This is a genomic window from Nocardia sp. CDC519, from assembly GCF_059509835.1.
Genome location: NZ_CM183377.1, coordinates 4034626 through 4053577, shown reverse-complemented (window position 1 = coordinate 4053577; position 18952 = coordinate 4034626). Strand labels below are relative to the sequence as shown.

The following is an 18952-nucleotide window of genomic DNA, read 5'->3' as shown; positions in this document are numbered from 1 at the left end:
TCGCATGAGCAGACCCGCACCGATGCTTCCCGCCACGGCGGCGGATGCCACCGACATCGCAGAGCTCCGCGACGAACTCGCGCACTGGATGCTCGCCAACGACATCCAGCAGTGGAAACCGGGCGAGTATCCACCCGAGGCGGTCGCCGCCGAGATCGCCCGCGGCGAATGGTTCGTCTGGCGCGAGGACGCCGGAGCGCTCATCGCCACCGTGCGACTGATCTGGCGCGATCCCGAATTCTGGGGCGAGTCCGACGCCGAGGCCGGGTACGTGCACGGGCTCATGGTCGCTCCGGCACACCGTGGCGAACAGCTGGGCGGGCGGGTACTGGACTTCTGCGCCGAACGCACGCTGGCTCGCGGGCTGTCGGTGCAGCGGCTCGATACCGCCGAGAACAATTCGGTGTTGCGGGCGTTCTATGCCGGGCAGGGCTTCGCCGAGGTGGGCACGGCCCCATTGCCTGCCCGTTTCCACGGCTGCGAGCGGATCGTGCTGCTGGAGAAGCAGCTCGGCCGCGGGTAGCTCAGGGCGCGAGGCGGTCGAGAACGGCCTGGTGCAGAAGGCCATTGGTGGCGACCGCATCGCCGCCGTGCGGGCCAGGAGCACCGTTGAGCGAGGTGAAGGAGCCGCCGGCCTCACGGACCAGGATGTCGAGGGCCGCCAGATCCCACAGGGAGACCTCGGGTTCGGTGGCGATATCCACCGCACCCTCGGCGACCAGGCAATAGTTGAGGAAATCGCCGTAGCCGCGCACCCGCCACACCTCATCGGTGAAGTCGATGAACTTCTCGCGCACACCGCGGTCGCGCCAGCCGGACAGGCTGGAGAAGGCCAGGCTGGCGTTGTCGAGATCGGCGACGGCGGAGACGGTGATCGGTTTCGGCGCGCCCGGATGGAAACTCGACCAGGCGCCGGAACCCGCGGCCGCCCACCAGCGGCGGGCCAGCGCCGGTGCGCTCACCACGCCGACCACCGGTACGCCGTCCTCGAGCAGCGCGATGAGCGTCGCCCACACCGGAACGCGGCGCACGAAGTTCTTGGTGCCGTCGATCGGATCGATCACCCACTGGCGGCCCGCGAATTCGGCATCACCGCCGAACTCCTCGCCGAGCACCGAATCCTGCGGCCGCTCATGCTCGAGGATCCGCCGGATTTCCCGTTCCACCGCGAGATCCGCATCCGACACCGGCGTCAGATCCGGTTTGGCGTCCACCTTCAGGTCGAGCGCCCCGAAACGTTCCTTGGTGATCGCATCGGCGGCATCGGCGAGCCGCAGGGCGAGTTCGAGATCGGAAGTGTGCGCAGCCACCTCCGAACCTTATCCGGTCCTCTGCCGCTGCCCAGCACTGTCACCGTCTCGCGCAGCTTGTGCACAGGCCAACGATCACTGCGGGCTCGTGCCGCCGGGCGGCCGGCCCACGTCGTCCGACCGGCGACCTCTTCGACGCCCTGACACAGAACCAGTGCGATCAGCCCACCGGAACCGACCGGGCGGCCGTCAACGCCGACGCCCACCAGTGCAGCCGGTCCAGCATCGTGCGCGCCGCCCCGGCCGGCTCCTCCGGGTCCCGCAGCTGCCCGTTCTCGTCGAAGAGCAGGTAGTACCGCGGGAACGACACGTATTCGCGCAGCGTGTGCGCGTCGAGCTCGTTGAACACCTGCCGCAGCCCTTCGATGGCCAGCAGCCCGCCGCTGGCTCCGCTGTAGCCGACGAACCCGATGGTCTTGCCCTGCCATTGCGTGAAGTGCCAATCGATGGCCGCCTTGAGCGAGGCGGGGAAGCTGCGGTTGTAGTCGGGCGTGACGATGACGTAGGCGTCGGCCGCCGACAACCGCTCGGTCAATGCCGTCATTCCGGCGGGCCGGTCGGGGTCGGGGTTCATGGCGGGCGGGACGGCGGGCAGTTCGAGCGGGATGTCGTAGTCGGCCAGATCGATGACGTCGACGTCGTAGCCGCCGTGCGCGCGGGCCTGGTCGGCGCACCAGCCGGCCACCACCGGGCCGAACCGTCCGTCCCGGACGCTGCCGATGATCACCGCGAGCTTCAGTGGCGTGGTCATGCCGTTCTCCTTCGGATCGAGGTGCGACCGTGGCGGTCGCTCGTTCATCACTCTGGCCGCGATCGGAAGCCCGATGAAGACCGCGCCGAGGGTGGTAGTGCGAGGGCCACTCTCAGCGCCGGGAAGGTGGTTACGGTGAGTGGGTGAGCACCAATGAGATGGGCCTGTTCCTGCGCACCCGGCGCGAGGCGGTCACTCCCGCGGAGGTCGGGCTGCCGAGCGGGCCGCGTCGGCGCACCCCTGGGCTGCGCCGTTCGGAGCTGGCGACGCTGGCGGGCGTGAGCGTCGAATACCTCACCCGTCTCGAGCAAGACCGCGACCGCAATCCGTCACCGCCGGTGCTGTCGGCGCTGGCCGATGTCCTGCGCCTCACCGCGAGCGAGCGAGTCCATCTCTATCGGCTCACCAAGGCGGATTCCGGATTCACCTGCATGGGCGGCGCTCAGCCCAACCGAGAGGTGCGGGCGTCCGTGCGCACCATCCTCGACCAGCTGGAACCCACCGCGGCGATCGTGGTCAACCGGCTCACCGAGATCCTGGCCTGCACCGAGGGCTATCGCACCCTGATGCGTGCCTCCGGCCAGCTCGACGAGGAACTGCCCGATCTGGCCGGTTACGCCTTCACCGATCCGCGCGCCAAGCAGTTCTTCCCGGACTGGGATCGGGTCGCCGACTACCTCGTCGCCGCCCTCAAGCAGGGCCCGTTCCGCGCGGATCCGCACATCGACGCCCTCGCCGACCGCCTCACCATCACCGCGGGGGCCGCCTTCACCGACCGCGTCGACACCGTGCCGAACCTGCCACCGGTCACCGGCATCACGCGTATGCAGCATCCCGAGGTGGGCGGGCTGCGGATGGCCTACGAAACCCTCGATCTGCCCGCCGACGACGATCAGCAGCTCATCGTCTACCTGCCCGCCGACGAGGCCACCGCCGCCGCGCTCGACGCCCTCAACGGTCGCCGCCCCGGCGCGTTGCGCGCCGTCTCCGGATAGCCTGCCCTGCGGTTTCACCCCGCCGTACCGGCCCGGTAGCCTTGGACATCGTGCATCCCGACGTATCCGCCGATCTCGCCGAACTCGACACCACGCTCAAGACCGTCGAGTCGGTCCTCGACATCGAGGAGCTACGCCGCCGCATCGATGAACTCGAGCACCAGGCGTCCGACCCCGATCTGTGGAACGACCAGGACCACGCCCAGCAGGTCACCAGCGAGCTCTCGCACGCCCAGGGCGAGTTGCGCCGGGTCGAGGAACTGCGGCAGCGGCTGGAAGATCTCCCGGTCCTCTACGAACTGGCCGAAGGCGAGGAAGGCGAGGCGATGACCGCCGCGCTCGCCGAGGCCGACGCCGAACGCGCCGCGCTGCACGCGGACGTCGAGGCGATGGAGGTGCGCACGCTGCTGTCGGGTGAATACGACAAGCGTGAGGCGCTGGTCAACATTCGTTCCGGCGCCGGCGGCGTGGACGCCGCCGACTGGGCCGAGATGCTGATGCGCATGTACATCCGCTGGGCCGATCGGCACAAGTACCCGGTGGAGGTCTACGACACTTCCTACGCCGAAGAGGCGGGCATCAAGAGCGCCACCTTCGCGGTGAAGTCGCCCTATGCCTACGGCACGCTCTCGGTGGAGATGGGTACGCACCGCCTGGTGCGGATCAGCCCGTTCGACAACCAGGGCCGGCGCCAGACCTCCTTCGCCGAGGTCGAGGTGCTGCCGGTGGTGGAGACCACCGACCACATCGAGATCCCCGAGGGCGAGATCCGCGTCGACGTGTACCGCTCATCGGGCCCCGGTGGCCAGAGCGTCAACACCACCGACTCCGCCGTGCGCCTGACCCATATCCCGACCGGCATCGTCGTCACCTGCCAGAACGAGAAATCGCAGCTGCAGAACAAGATTTCGGCGATGCGCGTGCTGCAGGCCAAGCTGCTCGAGCGCAAGCGGCAGGAAGAGCGCGCCGAGATGGACGCCCTCAAGACCAACGAGGGCGCGTCCTGGGGTAACCAGATGCGCTCCTACGTGCTGCACCCGTACCAGATGGTCAAGGACCTGCGCACCAACTACGAGGTCAACAATCCGTCCGCGGTGCTCGACGGTGATATCGACGGATTCATCGAGAGCGGGATCCGCTGGAGGATGCGGGAGCAGGCCAACTGATGTTCGCCTCGGGGATCCAGAGTTCGGGGATCCACGCGCTGTCGGTTTCCTCCGACGTCACCCCATGGCTGCGCTCTTCCGGCCTGGAGATCGTGCTGCTGATCTTGGGTGCGGTGCTGTTCAGCCGGTTCGCGACGTTCGTGCGCGACCGCGTCACCCGCAAGATCGACGCCGGTTTCCAGAGCAGCGACGCACTGGTGCGCACCGAGGCGGCCAAGCATCGGCACGCGCTGGCGCAGGTGGTCACCTGGGTGGTGCTGACCATCGTCTATGTGCTGGTCGGCATGGAGGTGTTGCAGCGCCTGGGGTTCGCCGTCACCGGCTTGGTCGCGCCTGCCGCGGTGCTCGGTGCCGCACTCGGTTTCGGCGCCCAGCGCATCGTGCAGGACATCCTCGCCGGGTTCTTCCTGATCACCGAGCGGCAGTACGGGTTCGGTGATGTGGTGCGGATCAACGTCACCGGCGCCGCCGACTCCGCCGAGGGGACCGTCGAAGACGTCACACTGCGGATCACCACCTTGCGTGATGCCGACGGTCAGGTGATCATCGTGCCCAACGGCCAGATTGTGAAAGTCACGAATCTGTCGAAAGATTGGGCTCGTGCGGCGATCGACGTCCCGGTGGCGGCCAGTGCCGATATCAACCGGGTGAACGAGATCCTGCACAAGGTGGGCGAAGAGGCCTACCGCGACCGCAGGCTCGAGCCGCTGCTGCTGGACGAGCCGACGGTCATGGGTGTGGAAGACCTCACGGTCGATCAGATGAACATCCGGATGGTCGCCCGCACCCTGCCGGGTAAGCAATTCGAAGTAGGACGTGAGCTGCGGGTCCGGGTAGCCGCCGCGCTGCGCAGGGAAGGTATCAGTGAGACCGCGTAAATCCACGGCGATCCTGATGGGGAGCTGGGTCGCCACGTTCGTGCTGTATCTGTTCGTCAAACCCGACACGCCCACACCGCCCGCGCCATTGGTGAATACCGTTCCGGCAGCGGTGCATACGACGCCACCGACCCCGTGACCCGCCCGAGTTCGCGGGCCTGAGATCACCAGGATGGCGGCTCTGACCAGGGCCTGATCGCGCTCGTGAGGCAGCTCACGGGCCCCGGCCATGGGGAGGGCCATGGTTACACTGGCTCCCCGTGATCACGATGCGGAACGTCACGAAGTCGTACAAGACCTCGACGCGACCCGCGCTGGACAACATCACGGTGGATGTGGGCAAGGGCGAGTTCGTCTTCATCATCGGACCGTCCGGCTCGGGCAAATCGACCTTCATGCGGTTGCTGCTCAAGGAGGAAATCCCCACCGCCGGTGAGATCCAGGTGGCCGATTTCCGGGTGGACCGCCTGCCGGGCCGTAAGGTGCCCAAACTGCGGCAGCGGATCGGGTGCGTGTTCCAGGATTTCCGGCTGCTGCAGCAGAAGACGGTCGAGCAGAACGTGGCCTTCGCGCTCGAGGTGATCGGGAAGCGCAGGCAGTTCATCGAGCGCACCGTGCCCGAAGTGCTGGACATGGTGGGGCTCGGCGGTAAGGCCGACCGGCTGCCGGGTGAACTGTCCGGCGGCGAGCAGCAGCGCGTGGCGATCGCGCGCGCGTTCGTCAACCGGCCGCTGGTACTGCTGGCCGACGAGCCGACCGGCAACCTCGATCCGGAGACCAGCGCCGACATCATGGCCCTGCTGGAACGGATCAACCGCACCGGCACCACGGTACTGATGGCCACCCACGACAACCACATCGTCGACTCGATGCGCCGGCGGGTCATCGAACTCGACCGCGGACGCATGGTTCGCGACGAGGCCACCGGCGTGTACGGAGTTGATCGATAATGCGGGCGAGTTTCCTGTTCGGCGAGGTTGTCGAAGGCCTGCGCCGCAACGTCACCATGACCATCGCGATGATCCTGACCACGGCGGTCTCGCTCACCATGCTCGGTGGCGGTCTGCTCGCCGTGCGGATCGCGGACAAGACCGAGCAGTACTTCCTGGATCGGCTCGAGGTGCGGTTGTACCTGACCGAGGACGTGTCGGCGACCGATCCGGACTGCTCGCTCGAGCCGTGCTCATCGCTGATGGCCGATCTCAAGGCCACCGAGGGCGTGGAGTCGGTGCAGTTCCTCAACCGGGACGACGCCATCCGTGAGGCCAAGGAGAAGACCTTCAAGGATCAGCCGGAGCTGGCCGAGTACGTGGCCGATACGCCGCTGCCCGCATCGCTGCGGGTGAAGATGGTCGACGCTCAGCTGTATCCGACGATCTACGAGTCGTTCTACGACCGGCCCGGTGTGGGCATGGTGCGCAACGACAAGGACATCGTCGACCGGCTGGTCAGCCTGTTCGACGGGTTGCGCAACGCGGCATTCGGTCTGGCCATCCTGCAAGCCGTGGCGGCACTGCTGTTGATCGCGAACATGGTGCAGATCGCGGCGTTCACCCGGCGCACCGAGGTCGGCATCATGCGGCTGGTCGGTGCCACCCGCTGGTATACCCAGTTGCCGTTCCTGCTGGAGGCGGTGGTGGCGGCGCTGGCCGGTTCGCTGCTCGCGGTGGCCGGTCTGTTCATCGCGCGGCCGCTGGTGGTGGACCGGGCGCTCGGCGACTTGTTCGCGAGCAAGGTCTTTCCCCGCATCACCGGCGACGACATCGCGATGACGGCGTTGATCATCGCGCCGATCGGCGTCGCGTTCGCGGCCGTGACGGCCTACGCCACTTTGCGCTACTACGTGCGCGAATAAGCGTGACACCGCGCCCCCGGGCGCAGCGAGCACAGGCCGGTCCACCCAGCGGTGGACCGGCCTGTTCGCGTTGTGCGCATCCCCGTTTTGTGATACCGCACAACGACTCGGCAACAGATTCGCGAACCCTCGACGCTCTTCTTACTCTGGAGTAAGATAGCCTTACTCAAGAGTAAGATAATGGGACCACCACCCACTCACCCACCCATCCGAGAAAACAGGTGATGATGAGCACTCGAGACAGCGCGACGAAGCGACGTCCGGATTCCGGCCGGAGCCAGGATTCCGCGGTCGGCCTGAACCAACCCAAGCGGGATTGGATGGGCGCGGCGATGCGGGTGATGACGACCCTCACCGGGTCCGAACTCGCCGAGAAGTACAACTTGCGCAAGCCGATCGAGCGGGTCACCTACGAAGGCACCAAGACCGGTTTCCGCACCCTCGGCGCGGCCACCCGCGCATTCAACAAGGTCGCGGGCGGCGGGCAGCCCAAGCGCCTGGCCACCAACGAGGCCAAGAACAAGGACTACTTCGACCTCACCCCCACCGACGAACAGCAGATGATCGTCGAGACGGTGCGCGAGTTCGCCGCCGAGATCCTGCGTCCGGCCGCACACGACGCCGATGAGGCCGCCGCAGCGCCGAAGGATCTGCTCGGCCGCGCCGCCGAACTCGGCATCACCCTGATCAACGTCCCCGAGGAGCTCGAGGGCGCGGCCAGCGAGCGCGGCGCCGTCACCAACTCGATGGTCGCCGAGGCCCTCGCGCACGGCGATATGGGCCTGGCGCTGCCGATCCTCGCGCCGAGCGGCGTCGCGGTGGCGCTGTCGCAGTGGGGCACCGACGCGCAGCAGCAGACCTACCTGCCGGCCTTCACCGGCGAGAACGTGCCGCAGGCCTCGGTGGTGATCAGCGAGCCGCGCGCCCTGTTCGACCCCTTCGCCCTGCAGACCAAGGCCGTGCGCTCCCCGAGCGGCTACCGCCTCTCCGGGGTGAAGAGCCTGGTCCCGGCCGCCGCCGACGCCGAGCTGTTCATCGTCGGCGCCGAACTCGACGGGCGCCCCGCGCTGTTCATCGTCGAGTCCGACGCGCAGGGCCTGGTGGTGGAAGCCGACCCGAGCATGGGTCTGCGGGCCGCGGGCCTCGGCCGGCTCATTCTCGACAACGTCGCCGTCGGCACCGACGCGCTGCTCGGCGACGGTGACAGCAAGCAGCACGCCGAGGACTACGCCGACGCCGTGCGCCTGGCCCGCCTCGGCTGGGCCTCGCTCGCCGTCGGCACCGGCCAGGCCGTGCTCGACTACGTGATCCCCTACGTCAACGAGCGTGAAGCGTTCGGCGAGCCGATCTCGCACCGGCAGGCGGTCGCGTTCATGGTCGCCAATATCGCCATCGAACTCGACGGTCTGCGGCTGGTGACGCTGCGCGGCGCTTCCCGCGCCGAACAGGGGCTGTCCTTCGCCCGCGAGGCGGCGCTGGCCAAGAAGCTGGCCACCGACAAGGGCATGCAGTTCGGCCTGGACGGCGTGCAGTTGCTCGGCGGCCACGGCTACACCAAGGAGCACCCGGTCGAGCGCTGGTACCGCGATCTGCGCGGCATCGGCGTCGCCGAAGGTGTCGTGCTCGTCTGACCGGCCCGTTCGTTACTTCAGGAGATTCCAACCATGATCAATCTCGAACTCCCCAAGAAGCTGCGGGCCAGCGCCAACCAGGCGCATCAGGTCGCCGCGCAGATCTTCCGCCCCATCTCGCGTAAATACGATCTCGCCGAGCACGAGTACCCGGTCGAGCTCGACACCATGGCCGCCATGGTCGAGGGCCTCGCCGACTCCGGCACCCAGAAGATCGGCGGCGCCGCGGGCGGCCGCGAGGACGACAGCGACGCGCACGCCACCGAGCTGCTCGGAAACACCAACGGCGGCAATATGTCCGCCCTGCTCAACGCCCTCGAGACCTCGTGGGGCGACGTCGGCCTGATGCTGTCGATCCCCTACCAGGGCCTCGGCAATGCCGCCATCGCGGCCGTCGCCACCGATGAGCAGCTCAAGCGGTTCGGCAAGGTGTGGGCCTCCATGGCCATCACCGAGCCGTCCTTCGGCTCCGACTCCGCGGCCGTCACCACCACCGCCGTGCTCGACGGCGACGAGTGGGTCCTCAACGGCGAGAAGATCTTCGTCACCGCCGGTGAGCGCTCCACCCACATCGTGGTGTGGGCCTCGGTCGACCGCAGCCTCGGCCGCGCGGCCATCAAGTCGTTCGTCGTGCCGCGGGACGCTCCCGGCCTGTCGGTGGCGCGGCTCGAGCACAAGCTCGGCATCAAGGCCTCCGATACCGCAGTGCTGCTGCTGCAGGACTGCCGCATCCCGAAGGACAACATCCTCGGCAGCCCGGAAGTCAACGTGGAGAAGGGTTTTGCCGGGGTCATGCAGACCTTCGACAACACCCGTCCCCTCGTCGCCGCCATGGCCGTCGGCGTGGCCCGCGCCGCCCTCGAAGAGCTGCGTGTGGTCTTGAAGGACGCGGGCATCGAACCGTCCTACGACATCCCCGCCAACAACCAGCCCGCCGCGGCCGCCGAATTCCTGCGCATGGAAGCCGATTACGAATCGGCCTACCTGCTGGCGCTGCGCGCGGCCTGGATGGCCGACAACAAGAAGCCCAACTCCCTCGAGGCTTCGATGTCCAAGGCCAAGGCCGGCCGCACCGGCACCGACGTCACCCTCAAGGCCGTCGAGCTCGCCGGCCCGCTCGGCTACTCGCAGCGCACCCTGCTGGAGAAGTGGGGCCGTGACTCGAAGATTCTGGATATCTTCGAAGGCACCCAGCAGATTCAGCAACTGATCGTCGCGCGGCGGGTGCTGGGGAAGACCAGTGCTGAGCTGAAGTAAGCGGTGAACCCGGGAACCGGTGCAGGTCGGCTGTCGACCTGCACCGGTTCTTTGCGTTCGGTAGGAGTCGTGAACGGAGAGGCCCTCGAGTTGTCGCGGTCCGGATCGTAGGCCGCTACGTGCTCGCTCCGGTCCGCTCAGGCGATTCCCATCTCATTGAGGCTGGTCGCGGTCAGAATCCGAGCCGTCCAAGCATGCAACTGCTCCGACGTAGCCCGACGCACCGCAGCGACAACCTCCACCGGGACAGCACCGAACTTGAGGCCGAGTAGCTCGATCAAGGTCTCCGCGCGACCTTCAGCACGGCCACGTTCTTGGAGTCGCTCAGCAGTGGTCATGAAAGTCTCCTTGGCCTGGGGACCGAGCTGGTCGATCAGGGGTTCCAGGTCGGTGTCGGTGGTGTCGCCGACACCAATAATGTAGGTCAGGATCGACTGCAAGTCATCTATGCCCCCGGGTGCCGCGATGATCCGGCGCAGGTCATTGACCAGGGGTTGCAGGTCGATGTCGAGGTGTGAGTTGCCGGGCGCGAGTTTCAGGAGGGTGAGCACGACTCGCACGGTCGGCGTTGAGGCACGGGCGCGTAGCTCGGCCAGATCGACGGCGGTGAGGTCGTCGAGGAGGAATCGCAGCCTGGGCAGGTATGGGATCAGATCGCGCAGGCCGGCGGGGTCGAGGTCGATCAGATCGGCCACTTCCGTCGGTGCCCGCCACGTGTGCCCGCGGGGGCTGGCGTGCACCACCAGGGGGATCACCGCAGGCAAGGATTTCGCTTTCGGATGTTCGTCGAGGTAGCGGTTCCAGATGGCGACCACGTAGTCCAGCATCCGTAGCGCCATGAAGGGGTCGCTGCGGCTCTGGTGCTCCATCAGAACGTAGATGTATGCCTGGTGCCCATCGAGACGGGTGCGGAACAGCAGGTCACTGTAGGTCGACCGCAGCTGGTCGGAGACGAAACTGCACGAGAGCGGTTCCAGCGCATCCCAATCGACGCGCGCGGCGACATCATCTGGCACCATCGCCCGCATCTGGCAGGCGGCATCGGACGGACGGCGCAGCATATGCCGGAAGAACGCGTCGTGTGGGTTCGACGGAGCAGTGCTCATAGAGGGACGCTATCCACGCCGACCGGCTACGGAGTAGTACTAGACCGGGCAGTCTGCGACATGGCGGCGAACCTGGTCCCGCGCGGCGGCGTCCGCAATGCCGGCCTTCCCGGCGACCCGGAGAACGAATCGATGGAACCGATCGGCGGTATCGGGCGTCCAAGTATTAGGAGTCGACGAATCGTCTACCGTCGACGCAGTATGCGCGAGGCATGTCGCAGGGAAATCGATTGTGAGCGTTGGTGTCCGAGAACCTACAGGGGTTGATCCGATGAAAGTGCAGCTACACCCCGGTACCCGCAAGCCCAACCGGGAGCAGGTTGGCACGCCGGACGAACCCGACGAGGACGATGTGTACTTGCAGGAGCGTCAGCAGCGCGGTTGGCTGGTGTAAATGGCGAACTACCCTGCCGAACGAATGGACGTCGCCGTACCTGCGCAGCCCCGCTACGGGATGGAAACCGTCTCCGACATGCTGCGGATGTCGAACTCCCGCGAATGGCGGGATCTGTTCTCACTGGAGCTCCGGCAGCCGCTGCCGGATGTCTGCAGCGAACACGGACGATCCGCCGTCGACCACTGGAAAAAGGTCATCACTTTCCGCCGAACGTCGCGCGGGGTCGAGCAGCAGGGTCTCGGCGTCACACTGCGCGGACTCGGTGCCGACTTGTTCAAGCTCGGCATCAACATTCCTCCGGTCGCCGGAGATGTGCACGGCACGTGGCCCGTCTGCGCGGCATGCGTCCGGCGCACGACGCTGTTGCGATGGCTTGCTCGCGTCGTGATCATCATCGGCCTCCCCCTCCTGCCCGCCCTGTTCATCGCCAACCAACTCGGGGTCGACCGTATCCACCCCGCGTGGGTCGCGGCATTCTTCCCCGGCTGGTGCCCGCTCGGCTTGTTCATCGCCATGCTCGTGTATCAGGCTGCAGCGCAATTCATCCGGATAGGTCCGATCGAGAACCCCGACTCGATCACCATCCGCGCTCACCCCGACTTCGCGGCAGCGGTAGCGGAGCAGCGGGGTTGATCTCGCTGCGGACGCCTGATCCGCCTCGACATTCCAGAGGCCCGCGATACCCGGCGGCTGTATCGACGGTGCGTTTTCGGACGTGGTCGCCCACGACTTCGACCGCTCCCTCGGCTGCGGCTCTGGCCTTTGAGCGTGCTCACCTCTCCGTGAGATCGCGTGAGCGCGACCGCACGACGCGGTCCGGCGCCAACCCGTGCGCGGCGAATTCGCACGCGGGGGCGGGCACCGGCTCGCCCGGGTCCGGCTCATCCAGCCGTGTGAGAATCCACTGCCGCACTCCCCGCAACTGCCCGATGAGCTCATCCACTTCGGCCAGTTTCCTGCGATACACCTCCGCCGAGGCGGGACACGAATCGCCGGATGGGTTGCCCGCTTGCAGGCATTCGACGAAGGGGCGGATCTCCTCCAGCTCGAAACCACATTCCTGCAAGGTGCGGATCTGGCGTACGACGCGGTAGTCGTCCTCGCTGTAGACGCGGTAGCCGCTGGCGTCGCGGCTCGAGCGCAGCAGGCCGCGCGATTCGTAGTAGCGCAGGGCGCGTGTGGTGGTCGACGCGCGTTCGGCCAATTCCCCGATCCGCATCCCGGTCCTTTCCGATCCGCGCGGGTGCGCGGTCACCGGTGACAACCGGCCGCGCCCGGATCTTCATCCGGGAACCGTTCAGGTCAGGTGCTTGCGCAGAACTTCCTGGTGGGTCGGGCGGGCGGCGTCGAGGCGTTCGCGGCCGGCGGCGGTGAGTTTCAGGAAATTGGCGCGGCGGTCGAAGTCGCAGGTGGCGCGGACGACGAGCCCGGCCTTCTCCAGCCTGGTCACGGTGCGCGAGAGCGCGCTCTGGCTCAGGTACATCTCGGTCTCGATGTCTTTCATCTTGACCTTCTCCGCCTGCGCTTCGCCGCAGCGTCCGCCGAGGACCTGGAGCAGCTCGAACTCGCTGAGGCCGAGCTGATGCTGTGCCTGAAGCGCGCTCTCCAGCTCACAGGACGTGCCGTGGTAGAGGCGGAGCGTTTCGGACCACTTCGCGCAGACATCTTTGTCGGTGTCGTGGTACATGAGCCGAGGTTACCATGTCAAGGCATTTTATGCACGCGCATTACATGTGTTGACATTCAATGCGTGTGCATTTAAGTTACCTTCCGTGACCACGACAACGGCACCCCAGAACCTCACTGCTCCTACTACTTCCGAACCAACCGCGAGTGGTTGGGGGCCCAAGCTGTGGGCCATTCTGTTCGTCGCCGGTCTGGCGATGTTCCTCGACGCGCTCGACGTCTCCATGGTCGGCGTCGCACTCCCCTCGATCGGCGAAGACCTGGGCCTGGACACCTCTGCGCTGCAGTGGATCGTCAATGGCTACATCCTCGGCTACGGCGGATTGCTGCTGCTCGGCGGACGAGCCGCCGACCTGCTGGGCCGGCGACAGGTCTTCCTGACGGCTCTGGTGGTCTTCGGAATCGCCTCGTTGATCGGCGGCCTCGTCGATGACGGCGCGTTGCTGATCGCCACCCGCATCATCAAGGGCGTCGCCGCCGCCTTCACCGCGCCGGCCGCGCTGTCCATCATCACGACCACATTCAAGGAAGGCCCCGACCGCAACCGGGCCCTGTCGATCTTCACCATCTTCGGCGCCACCGGCTACGCCTCCGGCCTGATCGTGTCCGGCCTGCTCACCGGCATCGACTGGCGGCTGACCTTCTACATGCCGGTCGTCGTCGTCGCGATCGTCACGGTCACGGCTTACTTCGTCATTCCGCGCAACGTCGAAAAGGAAGAGGGCCGTATCGATTTCACCGGGGCGGTGCTGCTGACCGGCGGCATGCTCGCGGCGGTCTACACGATCGTCACGGCGCCGGAGACCGGCTTCACCCCCACCGTCATCGCGACCACCATCCTCGCCGTCGGCCTGCTGTCCACGTTCTTCGTGGTGGAGAACCGGGTGAGTCACCCGCTGGTGCGGCTGAGCATCTTCAAGGTGAAGTCGATCGTGCGGGCGAACCTGGCCGCGCTGGCGATCTTCGGCTCCTACCTGAGCTTCCAGACGATCGTGTCGCTGTACCTGCAGAACACCCTGGAGTGGGAGCCGCTGCAGATGGCGCTGGCGATGGCCCCGACCGGCATCATCGTCGCGATCCTGTCGCCGATCGCGGGCAACTTCATCGACCGCTTCGGCACCACCCCGATGATCCTGGCCGCCCTCACCTCGTTCGTGGCCGGCTACGTGTGGTTCCTGACCCGCGGCGGCAGCGCCGACCCGAACTACGCCGTGGATTACCTGCCCGCGTTCCTGCTGCTCGGCCTCGGCTTCGCACTCGGGTTCTCGGCGGTGATGGTGCAGGCCACCGAGGGCATCGCCGACCATGAGCAGGGTCTGGCCTCCGGTCTGGTGCAGACCTCGTTCCAGATCGGCGGCGCGGTCGTGCTTGCCATCGCGACCGGTCTGATCAGCGACGCGGCCACCGACGGCATCGCAGGCTACCGGCCCGGGCTGTACCTGGTCACCGCGGTCGCCGTGATCGGCCTGATCGCCTCCGCCTCGGCCGTGCTGGCCCGCAAGCAGGCGGTCGCCGAGCTCGCCTAAGCGGAACCGACAATCGAATACGACCGTGGGGTCGCCGATTCGGCGGCCCCACGGTCGTGTATTCGGGCGGGCACCGTTCCCGAGCGCCGCCCAGGCGCATGACCATCGACATACCAGGTCGCGAGGCCGGCGCCGTGACCTCATGGGTTACCTCGGCGTAAGCATCTCCACCGAAAAGTACGTACTTGCCGGGCCGTTCAGTGGATTCGAGACTCGCAGGGCGCCGATGAGGACGAGACCTCACCGCCGGATGATCGGAGATCACATGCCTGAATCCACTCCCGTCACGGTCCTGGGGCTGGGCTCGATGGGCAGTGCGCTCGCCGCGGCACTGCTCGCGGCAGGGCATGGCACCACGGTGTGGAACCGGAGTCCGGAGCGGGCAGCGGCGCTGGTGGCGTCCGGCGCGATTCAGCGTCTGCCGATCGCGGAGGCGGTGGCCGACAACCACGTGATCGTCTCGTGCCTCAGCACTTTCGCGGCCACCAGCGAAGCCCTCGCCGAGGCCGACCTGCACGACCGGGATCTCATCACGCTGAACAGCGGAACTCCCGCGCAGGCGCGCGGATTCGCGCAGTGGGCGACCGAACGCGGGGCGCGATACCTCGGTGGCGCGATCAAGAACGTCCCGTCCGCGGTGGGCAACCCGGACACGCTGCTGTACTTCAGCGGTGACCGGGCCGTTTTCGACGAGCAGGCCGGGCTCTTGCGCGTGTTCGGCGGCGAGGTCGAATTCCTCGGTGCGGAACCGGATCTCGCCGCCCTCTACGAGGCGGCCGTGGGCGCGACGCTGCTTCCCGCCCTCCTCGGGTTCCTCGAGGGAGCAGCGATACTCGCCGCGCGCGGACGCGAGGCGCGGACGATGGTCGGCTATTCGGTCAAGTGGTTGCAGATGATCGAGTCGATTCTTCCGGTCGTCGCCGAGGAGATCGACAGTCGCGATTACACCCGCCTCGGCGCCTCGGTCGAGGTGTTCCACCATGCGATCGATCAGGATCGCCAGATCAGCGCCGAATCGGGCGTCGATATGTCCTGGCACGAGCCGATGCATGAGCTGCTGCGGCGAGCGATCGCCGACGGAAGGAGCAGCCAGAGCATCACCACCCTCGTCGAATTGCTGACCGACCATCGCTGACCTGCCCGCCGTGCCGGCGGTGACATCCGGCCTTCCGGTGCGGACGAACACTCGCCCCGCGGTTCAGCCGAGCTGCTTGAGGTTCTTCATCGTGAAGCGTGAATTGACCCGCCCGATCTTCGGGATCGTCATCACCCGGGTGCGCAGGAACACCTCGTAGGAATCCAGATCCGCGACGGCGACGCGGGCGAAATAGTCGGGGGTGCCGAACAACCGGCGCAGCTCCTTGACCTCGTCGAGCCCGGTCATCGTCGCCTCGAAGCGGGCGACGGTTTCCGCGTCCTGGCCTTCCAGAGTGAGATCGAGCAGTACCTCGAAGGCCCGGCCGACCGAGGCCGGGTCGATGACGGCACGGTATCCGCGGATGACACCCTCGGATTCGAGCCGCTGCACGCGCCGCAGACAGGGCCCCGGGGTGAGGCCGACGCGCCCGGCGAGCTCGACATTGGTCAGCCGCCCCTCGGCCTCCAGCTCAGCGATGATTGCGCGATCAAGCGAATCCATGCATTCATATTGCGCAGAGCAACCATGGCAGCGCAATGTATGCAACCAAAGAGCAAGCGTTTTGCGAGAAAATTACCTCGTGCAGCAACTCGACCCGGTGCCCGCTCTCGCGGTGCCTTCCAGATCCAGGCAGGAACAGGTCGCCGCGGGTATCGCCGACTCGGTATCGGCGGGCCTCGGGATCTTTCCGCTGGGCATCGCGCTCGGCCTGCTGGTGGTGCAGGCGGGGTTGCCGTGGTGGCTGACGCCCGCGCTGTCGCTGGCCGCCTTCGCCGGTTCGCTGGAACTGCTGCTGGTCGGCATGGTGGCGGCGACCGCACCGCTGGTGGCGGTGGCGGTCACGGTGTTCGTGGTGAACTTCCGGCACGTGTTCTACGCGTTCTCCTTCCCGATTCACCTGGTGCGCAACAGGTTCGCGCGGGTGTACAGCGTGTACGCGATGATCGACGAGGCGTACGCGGTGTCCGCGGCGCTGCCGCCCGCCCAGCGCTCGGGGCCGCGCCTGCTGACGATGCAGCTCGCTGCGCAGGCGTACTGGGTCGGCGGCGGTCTGGTCGGTGTCGCGATCGGTGCGGTGATCCCGGGGCCGATCAAAGGGCTGGAGTTCGCGCTGTGCGCGCTGTTCACGGTGCTCGCCCTCGATGCCTGCCGCTCCCGGCGCGACCTGCCGTCGGTACTGCTCGCTGTGCTCGCCGTCGGCGCCGCGCTGATCCTGACGCCGCAGGTCGCGCTGTTCGTGGCACTGCTGGCGTTCGTGGTGCTGCTGTTGATCCGGTACCGGCTCACCGGGCGCACGGCGGTGGCCGTCGATGCCTGATACCGGATATCTGCTCGCCGTCCTGGTGATCGTCTTCTCGATCACCTTCGCCCTGCGCGCGGTCCCGTTCGCCGTGCTGAAACCGCTGCGCCGCTCGCATCTGGTGCGCACGCTGGCGGTGTGGATGCCGGTCGGCATCCTCGCGATCCTGGCAGCTACCAGCCTGCACACCACCGTCGCCGAGGACGGCGCGGCGCTCTACGCCCTGCTCGCGGTGGGCGTGACCGCCGCGGTCCACCTGCTGTTCGGCCGGCGCACCCTGCTCAGCGTCGGGATCGGGACCGGGGTGTATGTCGTGTTGCTCAATCTGCTCTGATTCGAATAGACCTTCGCCAACCAGTGAGGAGCGTGCCCACCTATGGCCGACGCGGCTGATCGACCCAGCTATTTCCGCCGGATCGGCGCCGAGCGATACCTGCCGACCGAATACACCGGCGGTGCGTGGCGGGCCGACGAGCAACATTTCAGCCCACTCGGCGGACTGATCGTGCACGCCATCGAAACCGCCCGCACCCGCGATGGCCGGCCCGCGCTGGCGATGAGCCGGATCACCTTCGACATTCTCGGCCAGATCGGCCGCGAAGAATTCGACATCGAGGTCCGCACCACCCGGCCGGGACGCACCATCGAGTTGACCGAAGCCACCGTCGTCATCGCGGGGCGGCCCGTCGTCAGCGCCCGCGCCTGGCTGCTTGCCGAACAGGACACCAGCGCGGTCACCGGTGGCGAACCCGATCGGCTGCCCGCCCCCGAATCGCTCGATCGGTGGCGGATCGGCGAGCTCTGGCCCGGCGGCTATATCACCTCCCTCGACGTCCGCACCACCGCCGCACCGCAGCCAGGCCGCACCACGGCCTGGGTCTCGACGCCGGTCGCGCTGCTCGACGGCGAACCGAGCAGTCCGCTCGCCGGCTTCGTCGCGCTGGTCGACACGGCCAATGGCATCGCGGTCCGCCAGGACCCGCGCAAGTGGATGTTCCCCAACGTCGACCTCACCATCCACCTCTACCGTCAACCGCAGGGATCGTGGACCGGGCTCGACACCTCCGTCGTCTTCGGCGAGCAGGGGCAGGGCCTCACCACGACCGTCCTGCACGACGTCCGCGGGCCGGTCGGACGCGCGGAGCAGATCCTCACCGTCCGTCCCCTCGACTGACGGATCCGGCCATCGCGGCTTGCCTTGACCTCGACGTCAACCTTTAGCGTCGGCTTCGACCCGACAACAGCACAGGAGACGACGATGAGCAACGCGGTGACTACGGTGACGGATGCGACCTTCGCGAACGAGGTTCTGCGCTCGGAACTTCCGGTCCTGGTCGACTTCACCTCCGACCACTGCGGGCCCTGCCGGATGATCTCTCCGGTCCTCGCCGAGATCGCCGCGCAGACACCGCAGTTGAAGGTGGTGACGCTCGATGTGGATGCCAATCCGGAGATCAGCGCGGCCTATGCGGTGATGGCGATGCCGACACTGATGGTGTTCCGGTCCGGCGAACCGTCGAAGCGGCTGGTCGGAGCGCGCTCCAAGCGACGGCTGCTCGACGAGCTCGCCGACGTTCTCTGAGCGGGCTGTTTTCGCGCCGTCACTCAGCGTCGTCGAGCAGCTCACGCGGCGCGGCCTGACGCCAGGAGTCGGCGACGATCGCCTCCATTTCCTCGCGGTCGTCCAGTGCGGCCAACCGCACCCGCACCCAGGCGTTGGCCGCTTCGTGGGAGGCGATCCAGAACTTGGCCGGTTCGGCGACGACGAGTTCATCGCGCTCGATGATGGGACAGCGGACCGCCATGGAGGTTTCGGCGTCGGGGAGGGTGAGGAACAGCTTGCCCGCGACCCGGAACGTGGGCATGCCCCAGGTGAACTGCTCCGCGGTCTCCGGTAAGGACAAGGCAAAGGCGCGGACGTCATCCCCGGTGGCACTCATGCGCCGGATTCTTCCA

General features: G+C 67.2%; 24 protein-coding genes. 17 read left to right on the top strand and 7 right to left on the bottom strand.

Annotated features, from left to right (window positions below):
- Positions 1-4: 4 nt before the first annotated feature.
- Entirely contained in the window at positions 5-523 is a 519-nt protein-coding gene (locus AC5W7N_RS18105) for a GNAT family N-acetyltransferase (protein ID WP_490724724.1), read from the top strand.
- Between the two features lies 1 nt (position 524).
- On the opposite strand, the gene hisN is transcribed toward AC5W7N_RS18105, so the two are convergent.
- Entirely contained in the window at positions 525-1310 is a 786-nt protein-coding gene (hisN, locus tag AC5W7N_RS18100; protein ID WP_163809657.1) for a histidinol-phosphatase, read from the bottom strand.
- Positions 1311-1470: 160 nt separating this feature from the next.
- Entirely contained in the window at positions 1471-2061 is a 591-nt protein-coding gene (locus tag AC5W7N_RS18095) for an NADPH-dependent FMN reductase (protein WP_490724725.1), read from the bottom strand.
- A 143-nt stretch (positions 2062-2204) separates the two neighbouring features.
- Between AC5W7N_RS18095 and AC5W7N_RS18090 the strand changes: the two genes are divergently transcribed.
- The 8 genes from AC5W7N_RS18090 (at position 2205) to AC5W7N_RS18055 (ending at position 9843) form a co-directional block, all read left to right on the top strand.
- Positions 2205-3056, top strand: coding sequence for a helix-turn-helix domain-containing protein (locus AC5W7N_RS18090; RefSeq protein WP_490724726.1), 852 nt, complete (start codon positions 2205-2207; stop codon positions 3054-3056).
- Positions 3057-3106: 50 nt separating this feature from the next.
- Entirely contained in the window at positions 3107-4222 is a 1116-nt protein-coding gene (gene prfB, locus AC5W7N_RS18085; RefSeq protein ID WP_163809649.1) for a peptide chain release factor 2, read from the top strand.
- Positions 4222-5100: a mechanosensitive ion channel family protein gene (locus AC5W7N_RS18080; protein WP_163809647.1), complete on the top strand. Its 879-nt coding sequence runs from the start codon at positions 4222-4224 to the stop codon at positions 5098-5100. The genes prfB and AC5W7N_RS18080 overlap by 1 nt, the downstream gene beginning before the upstream one ends.
- Positions 5087-5239 (top strand): Rv3103c transmembrane domain-containing protein, encoded by a 153-nt coding sequence (locus tag AC5W7N_RS18075; protein WP_163809115.1) that lies wholly within the window; start codon positions 5087-5089, stop codon positions 5237-5239. The genes AC5W7N_RS18080 and AC5W7N_RS18075 overlap by 14 nt, the downstream gene beginning before the upstream one ends.
- A gap of 121 nt (positions 5240-5360) precedes the next feature.
- Complete coding sequence (ftsE, locus tag AC5W7N_RS18070; protein ID WP_194990352.1) at positions 5361-6050, top strand: cell division ATP-binding protein FtsE; 690 nt, start codon at positions 5361-5363, stop codon at positions 6048-6050.
- Positions 6050-6955 carry a permease-like cell division protein FtsX gene (gene ftsX / locus AC5W7N_RS18065; protein ID WP_163809643.1) on the top strand — a complete coding sequence of 302 codons (906 nt, stop codon included), beginning with the start codon at positions 6050-6052 and terminating at the stop codon, positions 6953-6955. Before ftsE ends, ftsX begins: the two co-directional genes overlap by 1 nt.
- 221 nt (positions 6956-7176) lie before the next feature.
- Positions 7177-8586 (top strand): acyl-CoA dehydrogenase family protein, encoded by a 1410-nt coding sequence (locus tag AC5W7N_RS18060; protein ID WP_375139357.1) that lies wholly within the window; start codon positions 7177-7179, stop codon positions 8584-8586.
- A 33-nt stretch (positions 8587-8619) separates the two neighbouring features.
- Complete coding sequence (locus AC5W7N_RS18055) at positions 8620-9843, top strand: acyl-CoA dehydrogenase family protein (protein ID WP_163809639.1); 1224 nt, start codon at positions 8620-8622, stop codon at positions 9841-9843.
- Positions 9844-9980: 137 nt separating this feature from the next.
- Here AC5W7N_RS18055 and AC5W7N_RS18050 read toward each other — a convergent pair whose 3' ends face one another.
- Positions 9981-10949, bottom strand: a complete 969-nt coding sequence (locus tag AC5W7N_RS18050) for an Rpn family recombination-promoting nuclease/putative transposase (protein ID WP_195019854.1) — start codon at positions 10947-10949, stop codon at positions 9981-9983.
- 271 nt (positions 10950-11220) lie between these two features.
- Here AC5W7N_RS18050 and AC5W7N_RS18045 point away from each other — a divergent pair, with 271 nt between their 5' ends.
- Together AC5W7N_RS18045 and AC5W7N_RS18040 are read left to right on the top strand one after the other, a co-directional pair.
- Positions 11221-11343, top strand: coding sequence for a hypothetical protein (locus tag AC5W7N_RS18045; protein ID WP_267465957.1), 123 nt, complete (start codon positions 11221-11223; stop codon positions 11341-11343).
- A gap of 24 nt (positions 11344-11367) precedes the next feature.
- Positions 11368-11979, top strand: a complete 612-nt coding sequence (locus AC5W7N_RS18040; protein WP_495921912.1) for a hypothetical protein — start codon at positions 11368-11370, stop codon at positions 11977-11979.
- A 139-nt stretch (positions 11980-12118) separates the two neighbouring features.
- On the opposite strand, the gene AC5W7N_RS18035 is transcribed toward AC5W7N_RS18040, so the two are convergent.
- A complete protein-coding gene (locus tag AC5W7N_RS18035; RefSeq protein ID WP_194992771.1) occupies positions 12119-12565 on the bottom strand; it encodes a MerR family transcriptional regulator in 447 nt (148 codons plus the stop codon).
- 78 nt (positions 12566-12643) lie between these two features.
- Positions 12644-13033 (bottom strand): MarR family winged helix-turn-helix transcriptional regulator, encoded by a 390-nt coding sequence (locus tag AC5W7N_RS18030; RefSeq protein WP_163809627.1) that lies wholly within the window; start codon positions 13031-13033, stop codon positions 12644-12646.
- Positions 13034-13229: 196 nt separating this feature from the next.
- Between AC5W7N_RS18030 and AC5W7N_RS18025 the strand changes: the two genes are divergently transcribed.
- Complete coding sequence (locus tag AC5W7N_RS18025; RefSeq protein ID WP_138456816.1) at positions 13230-14558, top strand: MFS transporter; 1329 nt, start codon at positions 13230-13232, stop codon at positions 14556-14558.
- Positions 14559-14823: 265 nt separating this feature from the next.
- Positions 14824-15693 carry an NAD(P)-dependent oxidoreductase gene (locus AC5W7N_RS18020; protein ID WP_495921911.1) on the top strand — a complete coding sequence of 290 codons (870 nt, stop codon included), beginning with the start codon at positions 14824-14826 and terminating at the stop codon, positions 15691-15693.
- A gap of 63 nt (positions 15694-15756) precedes the next feature.
- Here AC5W7N_RS18020 and AC5W7N_RS18015 read toward each other — a convergent pair whose 3' ends face one another.
- Complete coding sequence (locus AC5W7N_RS18015; RefSeq protein ID WP_163809624.1) at positions 15757-16197, bottom strand: Lrp/AsnC family transcriptional regulator; 441 nt, start codon at positions 16195-16197, stop codon at positions 15757-15759.
- A 79-nt stretch (positions 16198-16276) separates the two neighbouring features.
- Between AC5W7N_RS18015 and AC5W7N_RS18010 the strand changes: the two genes are divergently transcribed.
- The 4 genes from AC5W7N_RS18010 to AC5W7N_RS17995 all read left to right on the top strand — a co-directional run bounded on the left by AC5W7N_RS18010 (position 16277) and on the right by AC5W7N_RS17995 (position 18578).
- Entirely contained in the window at positions 16277-17014 is a 738-nt protein-coding gene (locus AC5W7N_RS18010) for an AzlC family ABC transporter permease (RefSeq protein ID WP_280498680.1), read from the top strand.
- The gene (locus AC5W7N_RS18005; protein ID WP_163809620.1) at positions 17007-17330 is read left to right on the top strand and encodes a branched-chain amino acid transporter permease; all 324 of its coding nucleotides are present in this window, start codon (positions 17007-17009) and stop codon (positions 17328-17330) included. The genes AC5W7N_RS18010 and AC5W7N_RS18005 overlap by 8 nt, the downstream gene beginning before the upstream one ends.
- Positions 17331-17372: 42 nt before the next feature.
- Positions 17373-18170, top strand: coding sequence for a thioesterase family protein (locus AC5W7N_RS18000; protein WP_163809619.1), 798 nt, complete (start codon positions 17373-17375; stop codon positions 18168-18170).
- Positions 18171-18254: 84 nt separating this feature from the next.
- The gene (locus AC5W7N_RS17995; protein WP_163809617.1) at positions 18255-18578 is read left to right on the top strand and encodes a thioredoxin family protein; all 324 of its coding nucleotides are present in this window, start codon (positions 18255-18257) and stop codon (positions 18576-18578) included.
- Positions 18579-18597: 19 nt separating this feature from the next.
- Here the strand turns inward: AC5W7N_RS17995 and AC5W7N_RS17990 are convergent, their stop codons facing one another.
- Positions 18598-18936, bottom strand: a complete 339-nt coding sequence (locus tag AC5W7N_RS17990; RefSeq protein ID WP_194991047.1) for an MmcQ/YjbR family DNA-binding protein — start codon at positions 18934-18936, stop codon at positions 18598-18600.
- Positions 18937-18952 lie beyond the last annotated feature (16 nt).

Excerpts from the sequence above, each read along its gene's own strand:
- AC5W7N_RS18105 (WP_490724724.1), top strand. The coding sequence starts at position 5 with ATGAGCAGACCCGCACCGATGCTTCCCGCCACGGCGGCGGATGCCACC.
- AC5W7N_RS18095 (WP_490724725.1), bottom strand. The coding sequence starts at position 2,061 with ATGACCACGCCACTGAAGCTCGCGGTGATCATCGGCAGCGTCCGGGAC.
- AC5W7N_RS18080 (WP_163809647.1), top strand. The coding sequence starts at position 4,222 with ATGTTCGCCTCGGGGATCCAGAGTTCGGGGATCCACGCGCTGTCGGTT.
- ftsX (WP_163809643.1), top strand. The coding sequence starts at position 6,050 with ATGCGGGCGAGTTTCCTGTTCGGCGAGGTTGTCGAAGGCCTGCGCCGC.
- AC5W7N_RS18055 (WP_163809639.1), top strand. The coding sequence starts at position 8,620 with ATGATCAATCTCGAACTCCCCAAGAAGCTGCGGGCCAGCGCCAACCAG.
- AC5W7N_RS18050 (WP_195019854.1), bottom strand. The coding sequence starts at position 10,949 with ATGAGCACTGCTCCGTCGAACCCACACGACGCGTTCTTCCGGCATATG.
- AC5W7N_RS18045 (WP_267465957.1), top strand. The coding sequence starts at position 11,221 with ATGAAAGTGCAGCTACACCCCGGTACCCGCAAGCCCAACCGGGAGCAG.
- AC5W7N_RS18040 (WP_495921912.1), top strand. The coding sequence starts at position 11,368 with ATGGACGTCGCCGTACCTGCGCAGCCCCGCTACGGGATGGAAACCGTC.
- AC5W7N_RS18035 (WP_194992771.1), bottom strand. The coding sequence starts at position 12,565 with ATGCGGATCGGGGAATTGGCCGAACGCGCGTCGACCACCACACGCGCC.
- AC5W7N_RS18030 (WP_163809627.1), bottom strand. The coding sequence starts at position 13,033 with ATGTACCACGACACCGACAAAGATGTCTGCGCGAAGTGGTCCGAAACG.
- AC5W7N_RS18025 (WP_138456816.1), top strand. The coding sequence starts at position 13,230 with ATGTTCCTCGACGCGCTCGACGTCTCCATGGTCGGCGTCGCACTCCCC.
- AC5W7N_RS18020 (WP_495921911.1), top strand. The coding sequence starts at position 14,824 with ATGCCTGAATCCACTCCCGTCACGGTCCTGGGGCTGGGCTCGATGGGC.
- AC5W7N_RS18015 (WP_163809624.1), bottom strand. The coding sequence starts at position 16,197 with ATGGATTCGCTTGATCGCGCAATCATCGCTGAGCTGGAGGCCGAGGGG.
- AC5W7N_RS18005 (WP_163809620.1), top strand. The coding sequence starts at position 17,007 with ATGCCTGATACCGGATATCTGCTCGCCGTCCTGGTGATCGTCTTCTCG.
- AC5W7N_RS18000 (WP_163809619.1), top strand. The coding sequence starts at position 17,373 with ATGGCCGACGCGGCTGATCGACCCAGCTATTTCCGCCGGATCGGCGCC.
- AC5W7N_RS17995 (WP_163809617.1), top strand. The coding sequence starts at position 18,255 with ATGAGCAACGCGGTGACTACGGTGACGGATGCGACCTTCGCGAACGAG.
- AC5W7N_RS17990 (WP_194991047.1), bottom strand. The coding sequence starts at position 18,936 with ATGAGTGCCACCGGGGATGACGTCCGCGCCTTTGCCTTGTCCTTACCG.